The 16916-nt window shown below is 35.3% G+C and carries 13 protein-coding genes, 1 tRNA gene and 1 pseudogene; 4 read left to right on the top strand and 11 right to left on the bottom strand.

What is annotated here, in order from left to right; all coding sequences use genetic code 11:
• The first annotated feature begins 54 nt into the window (after nucleotides 1–54).
• Nucleotides 55–297, top strand: coding sequence for a hypothetical protein (locus tag N4G44_RS07230; RefSeq protein ID WP_474925556.1), 243 nt, complete (start codon nucleotides 55–57; stop codon nucleotides 295–297).
• A 580-nt stretch (nucleotides 298–877) separates the two neighbouring features.
• Here the strand turns inward: N4G44_RS07230 and N4G44_RS07225 are convergent.
• The 9 genes from N4G44_RS07225 to N4G44_RS07185 form a co-directional block, all read right to left on the bottom strand.
• Nucleotides 878–2344, bottom strand: coding sequence for a hypothetical protein (locus N4G44_RS07225; RefSeq protein WP_474925554.1), 1467 nt, complete (start codon nucleotides 2342–2344; stop codon nucleotides 878–880).
• A gap of 329 nt (nucleotides 2345–2673) precedes the next feature.
• Nucleotides 2674–3378: a hypothetical protein gene (locus tag N4G44_RS07220; RefSeq protein ID WP_474925552.1), complete on the bottom strand. Its 705-nt coding sequence runs from the start codon at nucleotides 3376–3378 to the stop codon at nucleotides 2674–2676.
• A gap of 798 nt (nucleotides 3379–4176) precedes the next feature.
• Nucleotides 4177–4386 carry a helix-turn-helix domain-containing protein gene (locus tag N4G44_RS07215; protein ID WP_474928291.1) on the bottom strand — a complete coding sequence of 70 codons (210 nt, stop codon included), beginning with the start codon at nucleotides 4384–4386 and terminating at the stop codon, nucleotides 4177–4179.
• A 35-nt stretch (nucleotides 4387–4421) separates the two neighbouring features.
• Nucleotides 4422–5054: an AraC family ligand binding domain-containing protein gene (locus N4G44_RS07210; RefSeq protein WP_474925551.1), complete on the bottom strand. Its 633-nt coding sequence runs from the start codon at nucleotides 5052–5054 to the stop codon at nucleotides 4422–4424.
• A 461-nt stretch (nucleotides 5055–5515) separates the two neighbouring features.
• Nucleotides 5516–9580 (bottom strand): hypothetical protein, encoded by a 4065-nt coding sequence (locus N4G44_RS07205; protein ID WP_474925549.1) that lies wholly within the window; start codon nucleotides 9578–9580, stop codon nucleotides 5516–5518.
• Nucleotides 9581–9960: 380 nt separating this feature from the next.
• Nucleotides 9961–10317: a hypothetical protein gene (locus tag N4G44_RS07200; RefSeq protein ID WP_474925547.1), complete on the bottom strand. Its 357-nt coding sequence runs from the start codon at nucleotides 10315–10317 to the stop codon at nucleotides 9961–9963.
• 579 nt (nucleotides 10318–10896) lie between these two features.
• Nucleotides 10897–10981 (bottom strand) — tRNA-Ser (locus N4G44_RS07195).
• Nucleotides 10982–11122: 141 nt separating this feature from the next.
• The gene (locus N4G44_RS07190; protein WP_474925545.1) at nucleotides 11123–11335 is read right to left on the bottom strand and encodes a glyceraldehyde-3-phosphate dehydrogenase; all 213 of its coding nucleotides are present in this window, start codon (nucleotides 11333–11335) and stop codon (nucleotides 11123–11125) included.
• 161 nt (nucleotides 11336–11496) lie between these two features.
• Nucleotides 11497–12348, bottom strand: a complete 852-nt coding sequence (locus N4G44_RS07185; protein ID WP_474925543.1) for an RNA helicase — start codon at nucleotides 12346–12348, stop codon at nucleotides 11497–11499.
• Nucleotides 12349–12499: 151 nt separating this feature from the next.
• Between N4G44_RS07185 and N4G44_RS07180 the strand changes: the two genes are divergently transcribed.
• Entirely contained in the window at nucleotides 12500–12874 is a 375-nt protein-coding gene (locus N4G44_RS07180; protein WP_474925540.1) for a helix-turn-helix domain-containing protein, read from the top strand.
• A 460-nt stretch (nucleotides 12875–13334) separates the two neighbouring features.
• On the opposite strand, the gene trxB is transcribed toward N4G44_RS07180, so the two are convergent.
• Nucleotides 13335–14276, bottom strand: a complete 942-nt coding sequence (gene trxB, locus N4G44_RS07175; RefSeq protein WP_474925536.1) for a thioredoxin-disulfide reductase — start codon at nucleotides 14274–14276, stop codon at nucleotides 13335–13337.
• A gap of 299 nt (nucleotides 14277–14575) precedes the next feature.
• Nucleotides 14576–15613: a DNA polymerase III subunit delta gene (gene holA, locus N4G44_RS07170; protein WP_040996256.1), complete on the bottom strand. Its 1038-nt coding sequence runs from the start codon at nucleotides 15611–15613 to the stop codon at nucleotides 14576–14578.
• A gap of 7 nt (nucleotides 15614–15620) precedes the next feature.
• On the opposite strand from holA, the pseudogene N4G44_RS07165 reads away from it, so the two are divergent.
• Both N4G44_RS07165 and N4G44_RS07160 read left to right on the top strand, forming a co-directional pair.
• Nucleotides 15621–16051: pseudogene (locus tag N4G44_RS07165) on the top strand (type I restriction enzyme HsdR N-terminal domain-containing protein).
• 212 nt (nucleotides 16052–16263) lie between these two features.
• Nucleotides 16264–16875 carry an HAD family hydrolase gene (locus N4G44_RS07160; RefSeq protein ID WP_474925534.1) on the top strand — a complete coding sequence of 204 codons (612 nt, stop codon included), beginning with the start codon at nucleotides 16264–16266 and terminating at the stop codon, nucleotides 16873–16875.
• Nucleotides 16876–16916 lie beyond the last annotated feature (41 nt).

The following is a 16916-nucleotide window of genomic DNA, read 5'->3' as shown; positions in this document are numbered from 1 at the left end:
TTACTCACAGTTACTTCAACGTAAACAGTTATTATTACAACACTAAAATTTAAAATGGTGAAAGCTTATATCGCTATTGGTTTTTTGAATTATAAAAAGCTTCCTAAAGAAATTGAGGCAATCAAAGCTTCTTTAACAAAAACTATTGGAATAGGAATCGAAGCTGGATATGCGAAAGGCTTGGGAAAGAATCTAATTTATATCAGACATATGAATACTGAACATTCCACGATACTTTCGGGCTTAGTGATCATAACGTCCTTTATTGCAGTACTGAAGACCTTTCAGCAAAATTAGATACCATTTTATCCCAACTTAGTTCTTTCCTGAATTTAAAAGACAATATTTGAAATAGTGTATGGGGATTTAACGTTTTTAATTCAACTTGTATTTTAAAAAAGGGAGTAGAAAAATTATTCATAGATATGATATATTACAGATTATATTGTTTAGATTTTGTATCGGTAGTTCGGAGTACCATTTGCTAATTATTAGCAGTACATCCACCCGCATTGAATCTTTGATATGCTATCTTACCTAACACAAATTTCACAAAATTCTCTAATATAATAAAGGAAAAATATTACATATTTTGGCACTTTTGTGACATTTTATCAATATTAAATTTACCTTACTATTTATTTATTATCAAAAAAGTAAAATATACAATTAAGATTGCCTCAGTTACTTTAAAAGGCGATTGTACAATCGCCTTTTCTGCTAAGAATACTTCATATTTGCCAATATAAAAACACGATACATCAATACAAGTACATAGCAATTATCATTTTCAATTTGTCATCCATAAGAGCTATATGCTCCCAACAGTTCCTTATAAATTTTATAGCAATAATTTAATTTATCTTCATAATAACATTTATAGTGCAGTATAAATAATATGCAAAAAAGCATTGCTATGATTATAGCTAGGTCCACCAATACCTGCTTTTGTCTCACAATAAATAACATCTCCCGCATTAAGCAGCTTTACATAAGTCCCGGATAGTATAAAAACATTTCCTTGCTGAGGAGCCCCGCCGAAGGTCCAAAAATTATTACCAGCATGAATATAAAGTCCATAATTTGGTGGGTCAGAAGCATTTTCCAGTCTTACTCCGGCTACAATATGATATATTCCTGTTTTGGCTACTGTATAGCTGCTATTAGCAAAGTTCCAAGTACCTGCACCTGCAGTATTGATATTGACTGTCCCAAATATTACTCTGTTAGCGGCACCATTTCCAGGCAGAGTTGCACTACTGGCAGCTTGCTCAGCATTAAAAACATTATTGGGAGTTTTTAAGGTGTTAATAAAGTCATTACTGGTAATCTGTGAAACAACTCCAGTTCCGTCAGAAAGCAACATATTAGAACTTCCAAGCGTAGTTTGTGTCGGTAACGAGCGAAACCTAGCATTGCCATTTACATCCAATGTGTTGGTTGGAGCATTGGTTCCTATACCAAGTTTTCCAAACGTATCTAATGTCATTCTAGAGCCCACCCCTGTTCCTCCGGTGTAGAAATGCATTGCTGATCCTAGAGTAGTTGGAGAATCCTCTTTTGTTACCAAAATAGATCCCAATGCCCAAGTACCATTATTAACATAACCGTTGAAATTGAAATATCCTACAGTTTGCCCAACAGGTATATTAGTATTGCCGTTAACCCTAGCCAAATCAATACTTACTGGATTAGTACCTGTAGAATTGAGTGAAATTTGAGTGAAATTAGACTCAAATTTTCCATTTCCTCTTACTTCAAGCTTTTCAGTGGGTGCTGAAGTGCCCAATCCAACTCTACTATTGGCTGCGTCTACCGAAAAAGTACTTCCGGCTACAGAGAATGCATTAGGCTGATTGGCTGTAAATGCCAGGGTATTGGCTCCCTGTGTTACAATTCTGTTACTGCTAAGTGCACCATCTGCGGTATAAATATTGACAGGAGCTGCGCCTACAGTTCCTCCGTCGGTAGCTCTCCACCCTGCATTACTGTATACAAATTCCAGTGCTTTTCCATTCGGTATGGTAACCGTGTTTAGTGCTGCACCAAACCCTCCAGTAGTGTTATTAAAAATTACCAGCCTTTGGCCGGCATTGGGAGCAGCCGGAACGGAAATCGAAACTGTTGCAGTAGCACTTCCTGTAAGCTGTGCCTGGCTTGTATTAGCCGGGATATTAGCCGTATTACCTGCAACACTTATGACTGTTTCACGGTTGGTAATAGCTCCATTCACATCAAGGGTTGTACCTGGAGTTGTTGTATTAATTCCTACATTGCCTGTTTGTGCAAAAAAAGCTACACTTACTACCGACAATGCGATTGAAAATAAATTTTTTGTGTTCATTTTTTATATTTTTTGTTAAAGGATATTGTATATTACTGCAGCGGGAAACATTAAAATTGAAATAGATTGAATGTATGCTCAGGGCGAAAATATTATATACATTCCCGCATTGCATCTATATTTTCCTGAGTTCTGCTTAGATTACCTATTATAAAAAAGTAGTAAAGTGGGGATCTATTACCATTCTTCTGCTTGTATGAGTTGATAATCAATAAATATCGGCTTAGGATTGGGCACTTCAGCACCCACTGAAAAGCTTGAAGTAAGAGGAAATGGAACCTTTGTCAGAAAAAATAGTGATAAGCAGTATGGTTTATTTATGATATTACCTATTGTGCCTTTGCAAATACCTGGGCTGTCATTGTTCCATAACCCCAGTTAAAGTTGGGATTACCAATATTGTCCCACATATTGAAAACAATATTTGTAGAAGTGAAACTACCTCCTCCTCCTAGCTCTATATAACCATTCAAATCATAGGTAATCGTTTTAACGGTACTAGTAGCATTTGTTTCTATCGCTATATAGGTAGCTCCTGAACTTACCATGCCTGAAGAGGCACCGCCACCAGCAGGAAGAATTGTATATTTCCGAGAACCTGCAGGATCTTCAGCTCCATCTCTCAAAAACCGTACGCCATAATACCCAAAACCACTTGCATTAGTAGGCACCACATTATATGTTCCTACTGGAACAGAATAAGTAACAATCACCCGGCAAGCACTGTGCGGAGGGATGTCAACAGTCAATGACAATCCCAAAGGCACATTATTAATAGTCGTACTAGGTCCAAGCCCGGTTCTTCTTACTGGAGCTGTAGCCACAGTATTGTAAGTATTATGAAGTACATATTGTGCAGGTGACCATTGCTGGTAAGTTCTCCATAAAGGGGAAGCAGGAGTACCATAATTTACATAGAAACCATCGCCTGTTGTGATAGAGCCTCCATTGCTGTACACCATAAGCCCTGTGGCAGGAGAGACAATGGTAGTTCCGTCTGTCTCACTTCCCAAGGAGGCTTTGGGAATCAGCACCCCTCCCTTTTACTAACAGTAGATTCCACATCTAATATAGCTGAGGGGTCAGGGTTGATTGTATTGATGCCTACTTGAGCAAGTGATATGGTTGACAATGTTACAGTTGCCAAAAGTGTAAAAAATGTTTTTTTCATTTGTTTAATGTTTTGTTATTAACTTATTGTTTAATAAACTTTATAAATATGAGGGAATTATGCTTTGGAATATCTACTACAAAAGTATACCTATTATTAAAAAAATCTATACTGCATTTTTACTGCATTATGTATTTTACTGGTTTACAATATATTAAATCAATTACATTAATCTGTAATATCAAGTTTATTTTAATTAAAGCAGTGGTATTTCGCAAATTAAAAGCGGCAATGGAGAATCGCAGTTATAAGGACTATTTTAAACAAAAGGAGGAAATGTTAATTAAAAATAAGGGGCAAACCAAAAATGGGGCAACATGTCATTTCGATATAATAATCAACTTGCTTTCAACAAGTTAATTATAATCATGGGAAAAAGTGGTTTTTTTATATTTTTTCCCATGCATATTAGCATGCTGTATAGCTACAGCCGTTTACCCCGCTCTGACATCAAAATCTCCGAAGGCGGATTTCTGGGAAAATACTAATCACCATTCTGAGCCAGATGCTTATCATTTAGCTTTCGCTTCTTCTTATACATTTTAAGCATTATTGGTCTTGTATCAGCCATTACCAAACTATTATAAAACAAGATCTCTATCATCCATAACCCCCTTTATAACCAAATTTGGGAGGCAGTTAATTGTAATAGAGAAAAGTTCTAAATATTCTGGAACTTTTCTGACATCTTATTTCTATAGTCAAGCGGAGTTAATTTTTCTTTTTTTCTGAATTGCTTTGAAAAGTATGATAAATCTGCAAAACCAAGATGTTCTGAGATTTTGCAAATGTTCCAGTCAGTATGAACCAACAGCCTTTTGGTCTCCAGTAATACACGTTCCCGAATAATATCGCCAGCCGTCTTTCCAATTACATGTTTGGTAACTTCATTCAGACGATGCGGGGTTAAACCGAGCTGCTGAGCATAAAACTCAATTTTTTTTCATTCAGATAATGACAGTCAACCAGTTCCCGGAACTTTCGAAGCCGTAGACTATTTACATTGTCATAAATATAATCGTGGGTACTGATAATAATACGCTGAAACCTGTTGAGTAAAACAAACAGTAAATGACCGACAATAATTGCTGACTTTTCAGATAGCCCTATTTCATATTCCAACATTTCCATGAGCAGTTTCACCTCATTCACCTTATCATCCGTTAATTTAACGAATGGTTGTATAGTACTGTTATTAAGAAAGCTGAGGGAAAAAAGTTTATCCTTATTATTTGAGGTAAGCAACAAAAACTCTTCAGTAAAAGTAATACTGTACCCCTTCACATTTTTTGTTGTTGACATCTGATGAAGTTGGCCAGGTGAAATAAAAAATAAAGTATTGGGCCCAATTTCTGTTTGGTGATAATCAACCCTATTGACAGCACTGCCTGAAGTAAGCCACAGAATCTCATAAAAACTATGCTTATGGGGCCACTGTAGATCAGGAGGGCGATTAAGATCCTCAAATCTTTCAAACATGAATTCATTTCCTATAGAATTTTCAGACTTAAAATCTTCAATATTGTAAATTTTAAACATAGTGTGTTGATAAAATAATAAGTTTGAAAACTTACAATTTTTGTGAGACACCTCAAAATATTCAATTCAAAAAAAAAATTTTGCATTAAAATTTTTGGAAGGTTAAATACCATCGATGTTGAGCTTTATGTTTTATAACTATCATCTAACTTATTTGTCTTTATTAATTTCTTTACAATTTCTACACAACCTGGAAAATCCTTTTCAAAATTTTGGTTCAGTTCTTCTTCAATTGTGGAATAATCATATTTATCATGTTTTGTACTCTTTGTATTAAGATTCTTTTCACTAAAAATACTTTTTGCACTGTTCTTTTTAAAACGTCGATTTTGGTTTTTATCAAAAAGATAAATCTCATTCTTTCCTTATTGAAAAAATTCTTTATATGTGCTTGTGAAATATAATGGTGGTTCTTGGGTATACTCATAAATAATTTTAATATTTTTCCTTTATCCCTGTTCTTATGAGGTTGTTACGTTTTGTGAGACTTCATTTTGATAGGAATTAATAATTTTTTCGTTTAATAATAGCAAAAACGTTCCCCAATGTTGGGTACAAACACTTAATCGCTCCGACCACTTGGAAGCGGCTTCCATGTCAATATTGATTCTAGCATTTTCTTCAAATACCATTGATTCAGGAAGTATATTATCTTTAATATCAAACAATGCTTGGTAAAATGCTCTTTCCAATTCGCTTTCTAAATAAGCTTTTTCATCTATTGGGAACCTATTTACCCAAAGAACTAGGGAATCAAGCATAGGCTGTAACGACTCTTGTATTTCCGTACAGATTCTCTCTATGTGCTGCCTCAAATCTTCACTTTCAAACTTATCCAGTTTCAATTCATCCAACTGTCGCAAATCATAAAAATGATCTACTAAAAACACCAGCCTGCTATAGCTCGCAGAAGCTTTCAATATTTCATTAAACTTGGGGTATAGAAGAGTCCAACTTTCAATTTTGAGATTTTCTATGATATCATCATCAATCTGTTTCGGCATGGAACTAACAACACCCTGTTCTTCAAATGGCTTTTCCATGACCGTACAGAAATGTACTTCATTGCAAAGATGATTCATACTTTTTCCACGTACTGTTTGGATAAAATACAAATTTGGATACCATAATTCTAGCATAAGGTATTTAAGACTCGTGTTTTCCGGCATCCCAATTATGAGGCAAATAATCTCGTAAAGTTCTGCATATCCGGTAAGTGACAAAAGAGGGCTATCACTATCAATGATGAAAACAGGTTTTCCCCCTGTTTTAGCATTGTTGATATATTTCACAGAAAACAGACTGGATGCAGAGGCATCTTTACAAGCTTTAATAATCTTTTTTTCAAAGTCATCTTTCAGTCTCAGGATTCGTTTGAAAGAATGATCTCCATTAACGCTATCATTCACAAAATCTCTCCAAAAGGTAGCTGCCGTTAGAAGTGCATTGGTTTCTATTTGCGTTTCGTGATGTGAGTCGATATTTCCAAAAGTGCTTTCATAGTTAAGATTATATTGTTTCAATTTTTTGATAGCATCAAATAAATTAACTTGAGATTGATACTCTATTTGTTCATTATGGCTATGTCCTTGTTCAGTCTTTAATTTAATTTTTGAATACAGTGTCTCAGCAGATTGTTGCATAAAAATTTCAAAACTGCTCTTAAAATCAGAAAGATTTCCAAAAAACTTTTCATGTTTAGACTTCAGTTTTTTGTTTACTTCTTCTTTCTCATTTTTTTCGTTTGATTGACTCTTTTCTACCCGATATATACCTAATGGATCGGTAATTGACTGCGGCTCCAAAATTTTTTCCGGCCACTGAAATAATGCATTGTGCATAATAGGGACAACAGGTGCATAAGTTTTACTACCTTTATATAACTGTTTGAAAGCTCTGTTATATTCATTGATCTTTTCCCGAGCCAGTATTTCCCATTGATTTAACATCGTACGATATTCATTCCAATCTGCCGGCCTGTTTTTATAATCATAAAGTTTGATAAAACATGAATTCATATTTACCCATTCTTCCAAATGCATATTTTCAATGGAAATTCTCCTGCGTGTTTCATCGTAATCCATAGAAAGCAACTTAAACCGATGCCCGTGCCCTTGGGAGTTGAACTGCTTTTGATCGGGTAAAGCAGTCCTGATAATATCAAGGATGTTTACGGCAAAATCATTTGTTGATCTTTCAAAATTATACTTAATAATATCAATGATAAAGTGTACATCCACCTGCCCTTCATTCATAGATAAATGGATAATGGCAAAATCTTTTTTTATTCTTTGTATAAAGAGGTCAATATGTCTTTCTCTGATTGCATTTAATACCGGAGAATAGGAATACATCCCCAACATTAATTTCGATAAACTTTTGCTATCCATTGTCTTAAATGCAAATTCAAATTGATACTCCGGAATGTCTGGCACAACATCTTTATCATTAGGAATATTTTTCAGCCAAAATAACGCTTCTCCATAAGATCTCCATTCAAAACTATTAATTGGTAATGCGATCGGAAAAGGAAGTTTATTGATTATAGCCAATGCTAATTTGAAAACGTAATCCTTGGGAAGCAATCTTTCATTAATCTTTTTAATCTTTTCTCTAAACTCTTCATCTGCATTTATCATGTCGAGCATGGCGCTTGGGTCGTAGTTGCTGCCAAATCTAACATCTGTAAACATTATCCATGCTCCTTTGCAAAGATCTCTGCATTCATCTATGATTGTACGATTTTGTTCAACGTATTCACGAATGCCCACCCAGATAAATGCTTTAATAATTGCCGTGTATACTGCCCAATTATTTACAACGACCTGCTGACATATATCCTCAATGAAAAGATAGGGGTCAAAAACTTCTTCATAAAATAATTGCACGAGAAATAAATACAGATCTTCTTCTGCGATTAATGGAATGGATCTATAAGCATATCCAAGCTTACTATTAGTGAAATCATCAAAAAGAATTTCAACTAATTTGGCAGACCTTACTATATGTAAGCCCTGTATGTATTTTCGGTCGGATGATCGCCTAATTAAATATTCATTTTCTAATTTTTCCAGAATAAACTGGTAATCTACATTTGCATCCAATTTGGAAACATCAATTTTTGCTCCATGTGAATCCGCCAAACTCACAATTCTTAGAAATGCAATCTGTTGATTACTGTTATAAGAACCCTCATTAACAATTTGTCGAACCTGATGTTGTAATTTATTATATAAAGAGTCCCCTTGAGTAACAGAATAAACAAATTCCAGTAAGGGAACGTTACCTCCCATTTGTATCCATGCTTCTTCAAAATCAGTAAAATGGCAGATCTTGTTTCTTTTGTTCAAATTGGAATAAATCACTTTAGCTTCATCCTCTGAAAGGGATAAATCCACTTCGTGATGTAGAAATTCTATACCTGCAGCCGTCGCTCTGTACCAATCTTCATTTCTTATGGCAATCAGAAATTTAATATGATTGAAATGCGCCGATTCTTTTACAATCTGAAGCCAATCAGTCGTGTTGGGATTAACATTGATAATAAAAACAACAGGAATTTCTAATTTCTTACTGATGGCAGCTATGGCTTGAATCGATTGCTGGGAAATCACAGGATCTTGTTGAATCTTCAATTCAAAAGAAAGCCAATCATTAATATAATGATATACATAACTGTAAAGCAGGGCTGTTTTCCCCTGCCCGGATGCACCTTTAACCACCACGATATTATTCCCGGTTAAATTGCCTTTTATTTTTTGTAGATAGCCTTCCCTGCTAACATCAAGGCCTAATAAAATATGCTCAAACCTCGTCAACGTTGCATGATAAAACTCTTTTTCCAAAAGTTCCGGATTTACGTCATCTGTTGAAGTCTTATGCAAAGGTTTTAAAACCAGACCATATTGATGGTGTGCCGCAATTCTTTCAGTGATATACGTTGCAAAGTCCTGAACCTTGTTATAAAAGTCTTTTGAAGTAATAGGCTGTTGTTTTTCTGCAATGAGTTGTAGCCAGTTCAATAAATAACCTGCTGTTGGTGTTGGGTCTATTTCTGGGAAGTGTTCTTTCATCATTTTTCTCACTTCCTCAGCAACAGTTTCTTCTGAGATTTCCTGAAACTGTATTTTAGACTTGACTAATTTCCACTCTTCTCCGGAAAGTTTGTATTTTTTTAAAACCTCTTTTTCTTTTTTAGAAATATCCCCTGTGTGTTGATTCCAGTTTCTCAAATCAGCGCTTACTTCACTGTAAGATACCAATACAGGGGTTGCTGAAACATATCGCTCTAAAAATCTTTTTATAAACGAGGTTTTCTTGTCGGATAAAATATCCGATAAGGTAATGGTTTTACCAAGATTCTTTAGTTGTATAGCATAAAGAAGTTCTCCCTTAATATCTAATACGTCCAAATCCTCTTCACCTTCTAGGCGGTAAATCAAATCATTTTCAAGCGTGGATAAAATATAATGTAGAGAATATAAAAATTGGGTTCTATAACCCCGTAAAGCAGCTATGGCAGACATTTAATGTAGTTATATTTAGTGTTTTTATTATATGCACAAATATACCAAAAACAAATGTCGAAACAATTGTGGAAAACCATAATCGATAAATAATACTTTACACCAAATGCAATATCCAAGTCTCAATATGATTGATTAATAAATAGATGAAATAATAGAATAAGCAACCATCTTCTCACTTCTGTCTGTCAAGACCTTAAAGTAGTTTCGTATCTTGATAATATTGAAAAATTTAAAAACATACTTTTCAGATACTTTCAGTTGTTTCTAATACTTATTCAATATTCAAAACAACTTATTCAAAAACTATTTTTAAGCAAACCTTATGTTTGCACCAAGCTGTACCTGTATTTGCTCTTCTGAAAAATCTTGAGGTATAGCTAGACAACAAAGTGACTTAGGACGGGAAAGAGCAACATATAAATTCTTTGTTTTTCATTAGGAAGGCCAGTGGGTTTAACAAAGTCGGATAAGGATATTTGCTCACCATTACTCTTTTTACTCAATACTAATAAAACAGAATAAAAAGTCATCTCTTTAACTTTATGGATTGTTGAAATAGGAAATATCATTTTTACTTTCGGGAACAATAGATCTTTAAGATTCTGGGAATAAAACTTAGCGCCTTTCTGTCTCAATTGTAGGTCTACACTAAATCCAAGATTGTTTGCTGCAGGCAATGTGATTTCTGCAAGAAACATTCTTAGCTCATCAATACAAGTCTTACTATTTCCCATTGAAAATGTCTTTGCGCATTAAGAAGGGTCTTTGCTAAGTTATTCTTCCAAGGTTCTTCTGATACAGGTTTTACACCAAGACGCTCAAGATGTGTACCACCTCTTACAAGAATATAATTTAGAGAATTTTCATCAACAAGCCCCTTGTATTATTTAACTTGAACTACTATCATGAAAAAGACCAGATTCACTGAAACCCAAATTGTACCTATTTTAAAGCAGTATGAAAATGGCTTGGCAATAAGATTACAAATATTTTTCTGGATAAATGCTGTTGTACTAAACAAGCAATAAAAACTGATGAAGATTAAGCAATTTTTACCTTATATTTCCTATATATGTTAGTTACTTCCTTCAAAAAGATAATGACATTGAGCTTTAAGATTAATTGGTTAGAGGAATATCGAACACAGAATAATGGATAATGGGATATTCTAAAGGTTAATATCTTTTCGTTTAAGAAAACATCACAAAACTCGAACACATTTTTTCATCATTTAAAAACAATGTAACAGATTGAAAACCAACACATTATAAGCAAAATAAAAGGAGACGTTTAAAAATAAACGTCTCCCTAAGCGGAGAGTGAGGGATTCGAACCCCCGGACCTGTTACAGTCAACAGTTTTCAAGACTGCCGCAATCGACCACTCTGCCAACTCTCCTGAATAACGGCTGTACCGTCGTTTTCAGTGGTGCAAATATAGAAGGATTTTATTTTTCTGCAAAACTTTTACGGGATAAATTTTAACAAAACTTAATAATAGACTTAAAATCAGGAAGATTATTTTTCCCGGACACCATGCCTATTCCCGGTCTACTATGGCAATGAAACTGTTTTTTAAAAGATCTGCCGGATATACGAACTGGTCTCCGCCTTCACCTTTTACCACAATCGCGCCCTGTTCATCATTCAGGCATTTGTCCAGCTGGGTTTTCATTTCATTGAGCCTCCCTTCGGCAACTTCTATGGTATAGGTTCCGGTAACGTGTGTGATTTTTATGACTTTTGTTTCCATGTTATTTTTTCAAATTGATAACTTTAAATTCAAATATTACTTTTAAATATTATTAGAAATCTCATTTTAATATTAATTGTAACTGGCAACTATAATTTTGAATAATCTTCATTTTAAAATAAATTTTAAAAAAATAAATAAAAGATTTTAATAAGAAAATATTACATAAGATTTTGTTTATTAACAAACCTTTCCAAAGTTGACAAAGAAGGAGGTCTAATACCTGTTGTAACCTCTTTACTTTGAATAAAGTTATAAAAATCCTTAATGTTTAATATTTGGGTAAGATTATTTAAAACTAAATATTCATTATAACAAGAAACAAGATATTCTTGCAGGCCACCGCTATAACTTGGTAAGCTTAAAGAATTACTCTTAATTTGAGAAAATTTTATATCTTTCAATTCTTTATTAATTTCTGAAAGCTGTTCTATGAGAAATTTATCACTCGATAATTCTGTGGTTTCTAATTTTGCAACTGTATATTGACCAAAATCTTTAAGATACATTGAGTGTTTTTCTTCCTTTGATTTTTCATAAGTTGCAATAAGTTTTTTCTTAAGAATTGCTTTAAAAGAAAGAATTTTATGAAATCTTAAATCTCTAGGATATTGTAAATGTTCAATTGGACTTGTATCAAAAGAATATGAAGTTTGATCGTCTTTGATTATTACAGTTGCTTTATCAAAAGCAAGACGCAGCCCTAGCTCAAACATAACATTGGGGTTTTTAGCACTAACATCACAAATTATTATGTTACTACTATAAACATTTTGAACAATTCTTTTATGAATTACTCCAACATCATCTGCTTCACTAACTAATTTTGTTTCAAATCCAGCATCTTCAGCAACTTCAGTTATTATAGATAGGACTTCTTCCCAATGAGATGGAGGACAGCCATCAATTTCAGAAATTGGCATAACGATTCCGCAAGTAGGAATTTCTTCCCTATTTTCTAAATTAGGCAAATCATCTATAGAACCTTCTATGATCTTATTTGGATCACTCATGATTAAAGTTTTAGTAATCAAATATAGTATTTAATTTTTTTAATCCCTTTAAACGTGAATAAATTTTAATTCATATTTTGGTGTGTTTATTAAACTTCAGAAATAAATACTTTTTTCTATATTTGTAAAAAACACAGACATGCCTATGACTATGGAAAAACTAAGAAATTTAAGAAAGCAGAAAGGCCTTACCCAGCAATATCTCGCTGATATTATTGCAACAGATGTATCCAACTACAGCCGTAAAGAAAGTGGCGAGGTTAAAATTTACGATGAAGAGTGGGAAAAACTGGCCCAGGCATTAGATGTTAATGTGGAAGATATCAAAGAAAACAGAACAGGACAAATTCAGAATAATGAAAATCCTACTCTAAACGATAACTCAAGTATCAATTATAATCAATACTGTAGTATTCCAGAATATCTTTTAGAAAACCAACAGGAATACATCAAGCTCCTGAAAGAGCAGATAGAAGCCTTAAAAGAAGAAAACAAAAAGATCAGATCCAGAAAATCCGGTCTGTAAAAAGATAAATTATTATAACAAAAACTGCTTCCAAGGAAGTAGTTTTTTTGTTTATAAAAACCTTTACCCCATCTATAACCGTCCGGAGGCACTTACACAAGCCTCTCTATGCCTTTCCCAAAGGGGTTTTACCACTTACATAAGTGGCTATAGGGGGTTGGGTAAGGGGGTATCACCACTTCATGAAAGGCTCCCGGCCCTTCCCAAAGTGTCTGCAGGCCCTTAATAAGAGCACAGAGACCGTTCCCAGACTACCCGGAGATGCTTCAGAACCGTTCAGAAGCTTAAAAAAATCTGCGTAATCTGCGCAATCTGTGAGAAAATAAAAACATAATCACTTTTTTCTTTGTTTCTCACAGATTACGCAGATCGGTTAAAATTACTAAAGCATAAAAAACCGCTCCTTATAAAATAAAAAGCGCACCCGGTGGGTACGCTTTGTGTTATAATAAGCTGAATATTAATGTAACTCAGCAAGGTATTTCTCTGCATCCATAGCTGCCATACATCCGCTTCCTGCCGCTGTAATGGCCTGTCTGTAGATATGGTCCTGTACGTCTCCTGCAGCAAATACACCCGGAAGATTGGTTCTTGTAGAACCTTTTTCCGTAACGATGTATCCGTTTTCATCAAGATCGATCTGGCCTGCGAAAATATCTGTATTCGGTTTGTGCCCGATAGCGATAAAGATTCCTTCAACGTCAACTGTAGAGGTTTCCTGAGTCTGGTTGTTGATGATCACAGCTCTTTCTACAAGGCTGTTTTCTCCTTCAATGCCGATCAGCTCATGATTGAATTTCACTTCGATATTCGGGGTATTCTCTACCCTGTGGATCATTGCTTTGGAAGCTCTGAACACATCTTTTCTTACCAGCATCGTTACCTTTCGGGTCAGTTTTGCAAGATAAGTAGCTTCCTCGGCTGCTGTATCTCCCGCTCCTACTACCACAACGTCTTTTCCTCTGTAGAAGAACCCGTCACAAGTAGCACAAGCCGAAACACCACCTCCTGCATATTTCTTTTCATCATCAAGGCCAAGGTATTTTGCTGTAGCCCCTGTAGAGATAATTACTGTTTTAGCCAGGATCTCTTTGTTTCCTGCGTATAGTTTGTGAACACCGCCGTTTTCTTTGGAGAACTCTGCTTTGGTGATCATTTCGTAATGAACTTTGGTATCGAATCTTTCTGCCTGTTTCTGCAGATCCATCATCATTTCAGGCCCTGTAATTCCTGCCGGATACCCCGGGAAGTTATCCACCTCCGTAGTGGTTGTCAATTGTCCGCCCGGTTCCAGACCTGTATACAATTCCGGTTTCAAATCTGCTCTTGCTGCATAAATTGCTGCTGTGAAGCCAGAAGGCCCGGATCCGACGATCACACAATCTAAAATATTTTGCTCCATAAATTTACTTGTTCAAAGAATTTTAATTCAGTCCGCTAATTTCGTAATTTTTACCGTTTTATTAAAGTATTTTTGATGATACTTGTCAATATGAGATATGCGAATTGTCAATTGTAGGTTGTGAATCCGTGATGGGTGTTTCGGGTACGGGATACGGGGTATTGATCGTGGTTAAATGATGCGGGATTCGGGATACGTGGTTGGTGATAGAAAAGATTAGCCTACATTCTTCACTTTTCATTTTTTCACTCTATATTCTCAAACCCTCTTACACTTAAACTCTCCCACTCTCAGACTCATTACACCTTCATCTTTATCTTATCCACATTAATGATCTTGTAAACCAGTTCCTTGATCAATTCGGCCTCTCCCATATTTACAGCGCCAAGCCCCTTCCCTTTCATATCAAATTCCCTTAAAATAGAGATAACTCTTGTGGCATGTTTCAACGGGTACAGTCTTGCGCTTTCCGCATAGTCTTTGATGAAATAAGGATTCACTCCCATCTGTGATGCGATTACCTGTGGCGGCTGCCCAGCCATGGTCTGATAGATAATCACATTGGAAAAATAACTGTAAAGGTTGGCCAGCATCATCACAAAAGGATTATTCTTAGGATTCTTACCCATAAAATGAGCAATTCTGAACGCTGCATCTGCATTTTTGGTTCCTAAAGCCTTCTGCAATTCAAAAACATTATATTCCTTACTGATGCCGATATGGTTTTCTACAATTGTTCCATCCAGAATTTCTCCTTCTTTAAGGATAATTTTGAGTTTATTCAGTTCGTTGGCGATTCTTGAAAGGTCATTTCCAAGATATTCTGCAAGCAGATGAGAAATATTCGGGGCCGTTTTGATCTTCAGCTGTGCACATTCATCTGCAATCCACTTGGGAAGGTTGCTGTCCCTCACAGATTCACTTAGGAAGAGGGCTTTTGCCTTGTCCAGAGCCTTGGTAGCTTTTTTACGGCTGTCCAGCTTTTTATGTTTGTGGGCAAAAACCAGCACCGTGGAAGGAACAGGATTATCTACATAAGTTTCCAGAATACGGTTTTCTTCCTCATTGAATTTCAGGTCCTGGGCTTCCTTTACAATAATCACCTGCTTGTCCCCCATCATCGGAAACTGCCTTGCCAGGGAGAGAATCTCCTGATAGGAAGTATCTTTTCCGTACACTACCGTCTGGTTGAAAGCCTTTTCATCTTCTTCCAGAAAATCGTGCTCAAGCGCTTTTACAGCTGCATCAATAAAGTAAGGTTCTTCTCCGTGAAAAAAATAAATAGGTAAAACTTCTTTATTTTTAATATTTTTGAGGATTAAATCTAATTCTTTCATCTTATAAATGGAACTTCCAAAACTGAATTTTCAGGAAACTTTTGATTTTAAATTCAAGAAAGACAAAGATAAGTTTTTTATTTATGACTTGGTCCGCAAAACTTACCTTCTCCTTACCCCAGAAGAATGGGTGAGGCAGCACTGGGTACACTATTATCTTACCGTAAAAGCCTATTCCCCTTCTGCACTGATTACCGAAAAAAGATCCTTCTGAACGGGCTTACCAAAAGAATAGACCTCCTGGTAACCGAAAAAACAGAACCCATTATCCTGATAGAATGTAAAGCCCCGCAAATCAAACTGACAGAGAAAACCTTTGAACAGACTGCGAGATACAATTCCATCATCGGGGCCAGAGAAATTATCCTTACCAATGGTCTGCAGCACATTAATGCTTATTACGAAAACGAGCAGTATCAGTTTTATAAACCTGAGTAACTTTCATTACTATAAAAATCATTATAAGAGATCTGCGTCATCTGCTAAATCTGCGAGAGGCTTTTTTATCTCTCGCAGATTTAGCAGATGACGCAGATTTTTTTGAACTGAAAACTTCTTTGTTATCATGCTTTAAGAAATTGAAAGCTTTTATTCCTTTTTTGGGTCAATAAGAAAGAAAACAATACATTTAAAAAAATTTAAAAATGCATATGGAAATTAAAAATATCATCTTCGATTTTGGCGGTGTATTAGTGGATTGGAATCCGAGATATTTTTTCAAAGACTATTTCAAAGACGATGAAAAAATGGAATATTTTCTACAGCATATCGCCCAATCCGAATGGAATGAAGAGCAGGACCGCGGAAGAAGCCTTGCAGAGGGCACCGAGTTCCAGGTCAAAAAGTTTCCAGAATGGGAAAAAGAGCTCAGAGCCTATTATGATAACTGGACAGTGATGCTGAAAAGCGATATTCCACAGAATGTAGATATTCTAAGACGTCTAGCAGCTACCGATTATCATTTATTCGGACTTACCAACTGGTCTGAGGAAACTTTTCCGTATGCCCTGGAAAACTATGATTTCTTCGAGATTTTCGAAGGTAAAATTGTAGTTTCAGGAACAGAAAAACTTATAAAACCGGACCCAAAAATCTGGCACGTTTTGCTGGAAAGATACAACCTTCAGGCGTCGGAATCGCTTTTCATTGATGATAATCCTAAAAATATTGAAATGGCGGGGTCTTTAGGGTTTAAGACCATCAAAATTAATCCGGATACAGATCTGGAACAGGAACTGGCAGGTATGGGAATTAAAGTCTGAAGAATTTCTGACCTAAAGCATACTATTATCCTCAATACAAG

The organism is Chryseobacterium sp. GTID13, from assembly GCF_056172655.1.
The sequence above is the reverse complement of the archived record's forward strand: the minus strand, read 5'-3'. Positions and strand labels throughout refer to the sequence as shown.

Coding starts and splice junctions, on each gene's coding strand:
- N4G44_RS07230 (WP_474925556.1), top strand. CDS start 55: ATGGTGAAAGCTTATATCGCTATTGGTTTTTTGAATTATAAAAAGCTT.
- N4G44_RS07225 (WP_474925554.1), bottom strand. CDS start 2,344: ATGAACACAAAAAATTTATTTTCAATCGCATTGTCGGTAGTAAGTGTA.
- N4G44_RS07210 (WP_474925551.1), bottom strand. CDS start 5,054: ATGTTTAAAATTTACAATATTGAAGATTTTAAGTCTGAAAATTCTATA.
- N4G44_RS07205 (WP_474925549.1), bottom strand. CDS start 9,580: ATGTCTGCCATAGCTGCTTTACGGGGTTATAGAACCCAATTTTTATAT.
- N4G44_RS07200 (WP_474925547.1), bottom strand. CDS start 10,317: ATGGGAAATAGTAAGACTTGTATTGATGAGCTAAGAATGTTTCTTGCA.
- N4G44_RS07190 (WP_474925545.1), bottom strand. CDS start 11,335: ATGGAAACAAAAGTCATAAAAATCACACACGTTACCGGAACCTATACC.
- N4G44_RS07185 (WP_474925543.1), bottom strand. CDS start 12,348: ATGAGTGATCCAAATAAGATCATAGAAGGTTCTATAGATGATTTGCCT.
- N4G44_RS07180 (WP_474925540.1), top strand. CDS start 12,500: ATGGAAAAACTAAGAAATTTAAGAAAGCAGAAAGGCCTTACCCAGCAA.
- trxB (WP_474925536.1), bottom strand. CDS start 14,276: ATGGAGCAAAATATTTTAGATTGTGTGATCGTCGGATCCGGGCCTTCT.
- holA (WP_040996256.1), bottom strand. CDS start 15,613: ATGAAAGAATTAGATTTAATCCTCAAAAATATTAAAAATAAAGAAGTT.
- N4G44_RS07160 (WP_474925534.1), top strand. CDS start 16,264: ATGGAAATTAAAAATATCATCTTCGATTTTGGCGGTGTATTAGTGGAT.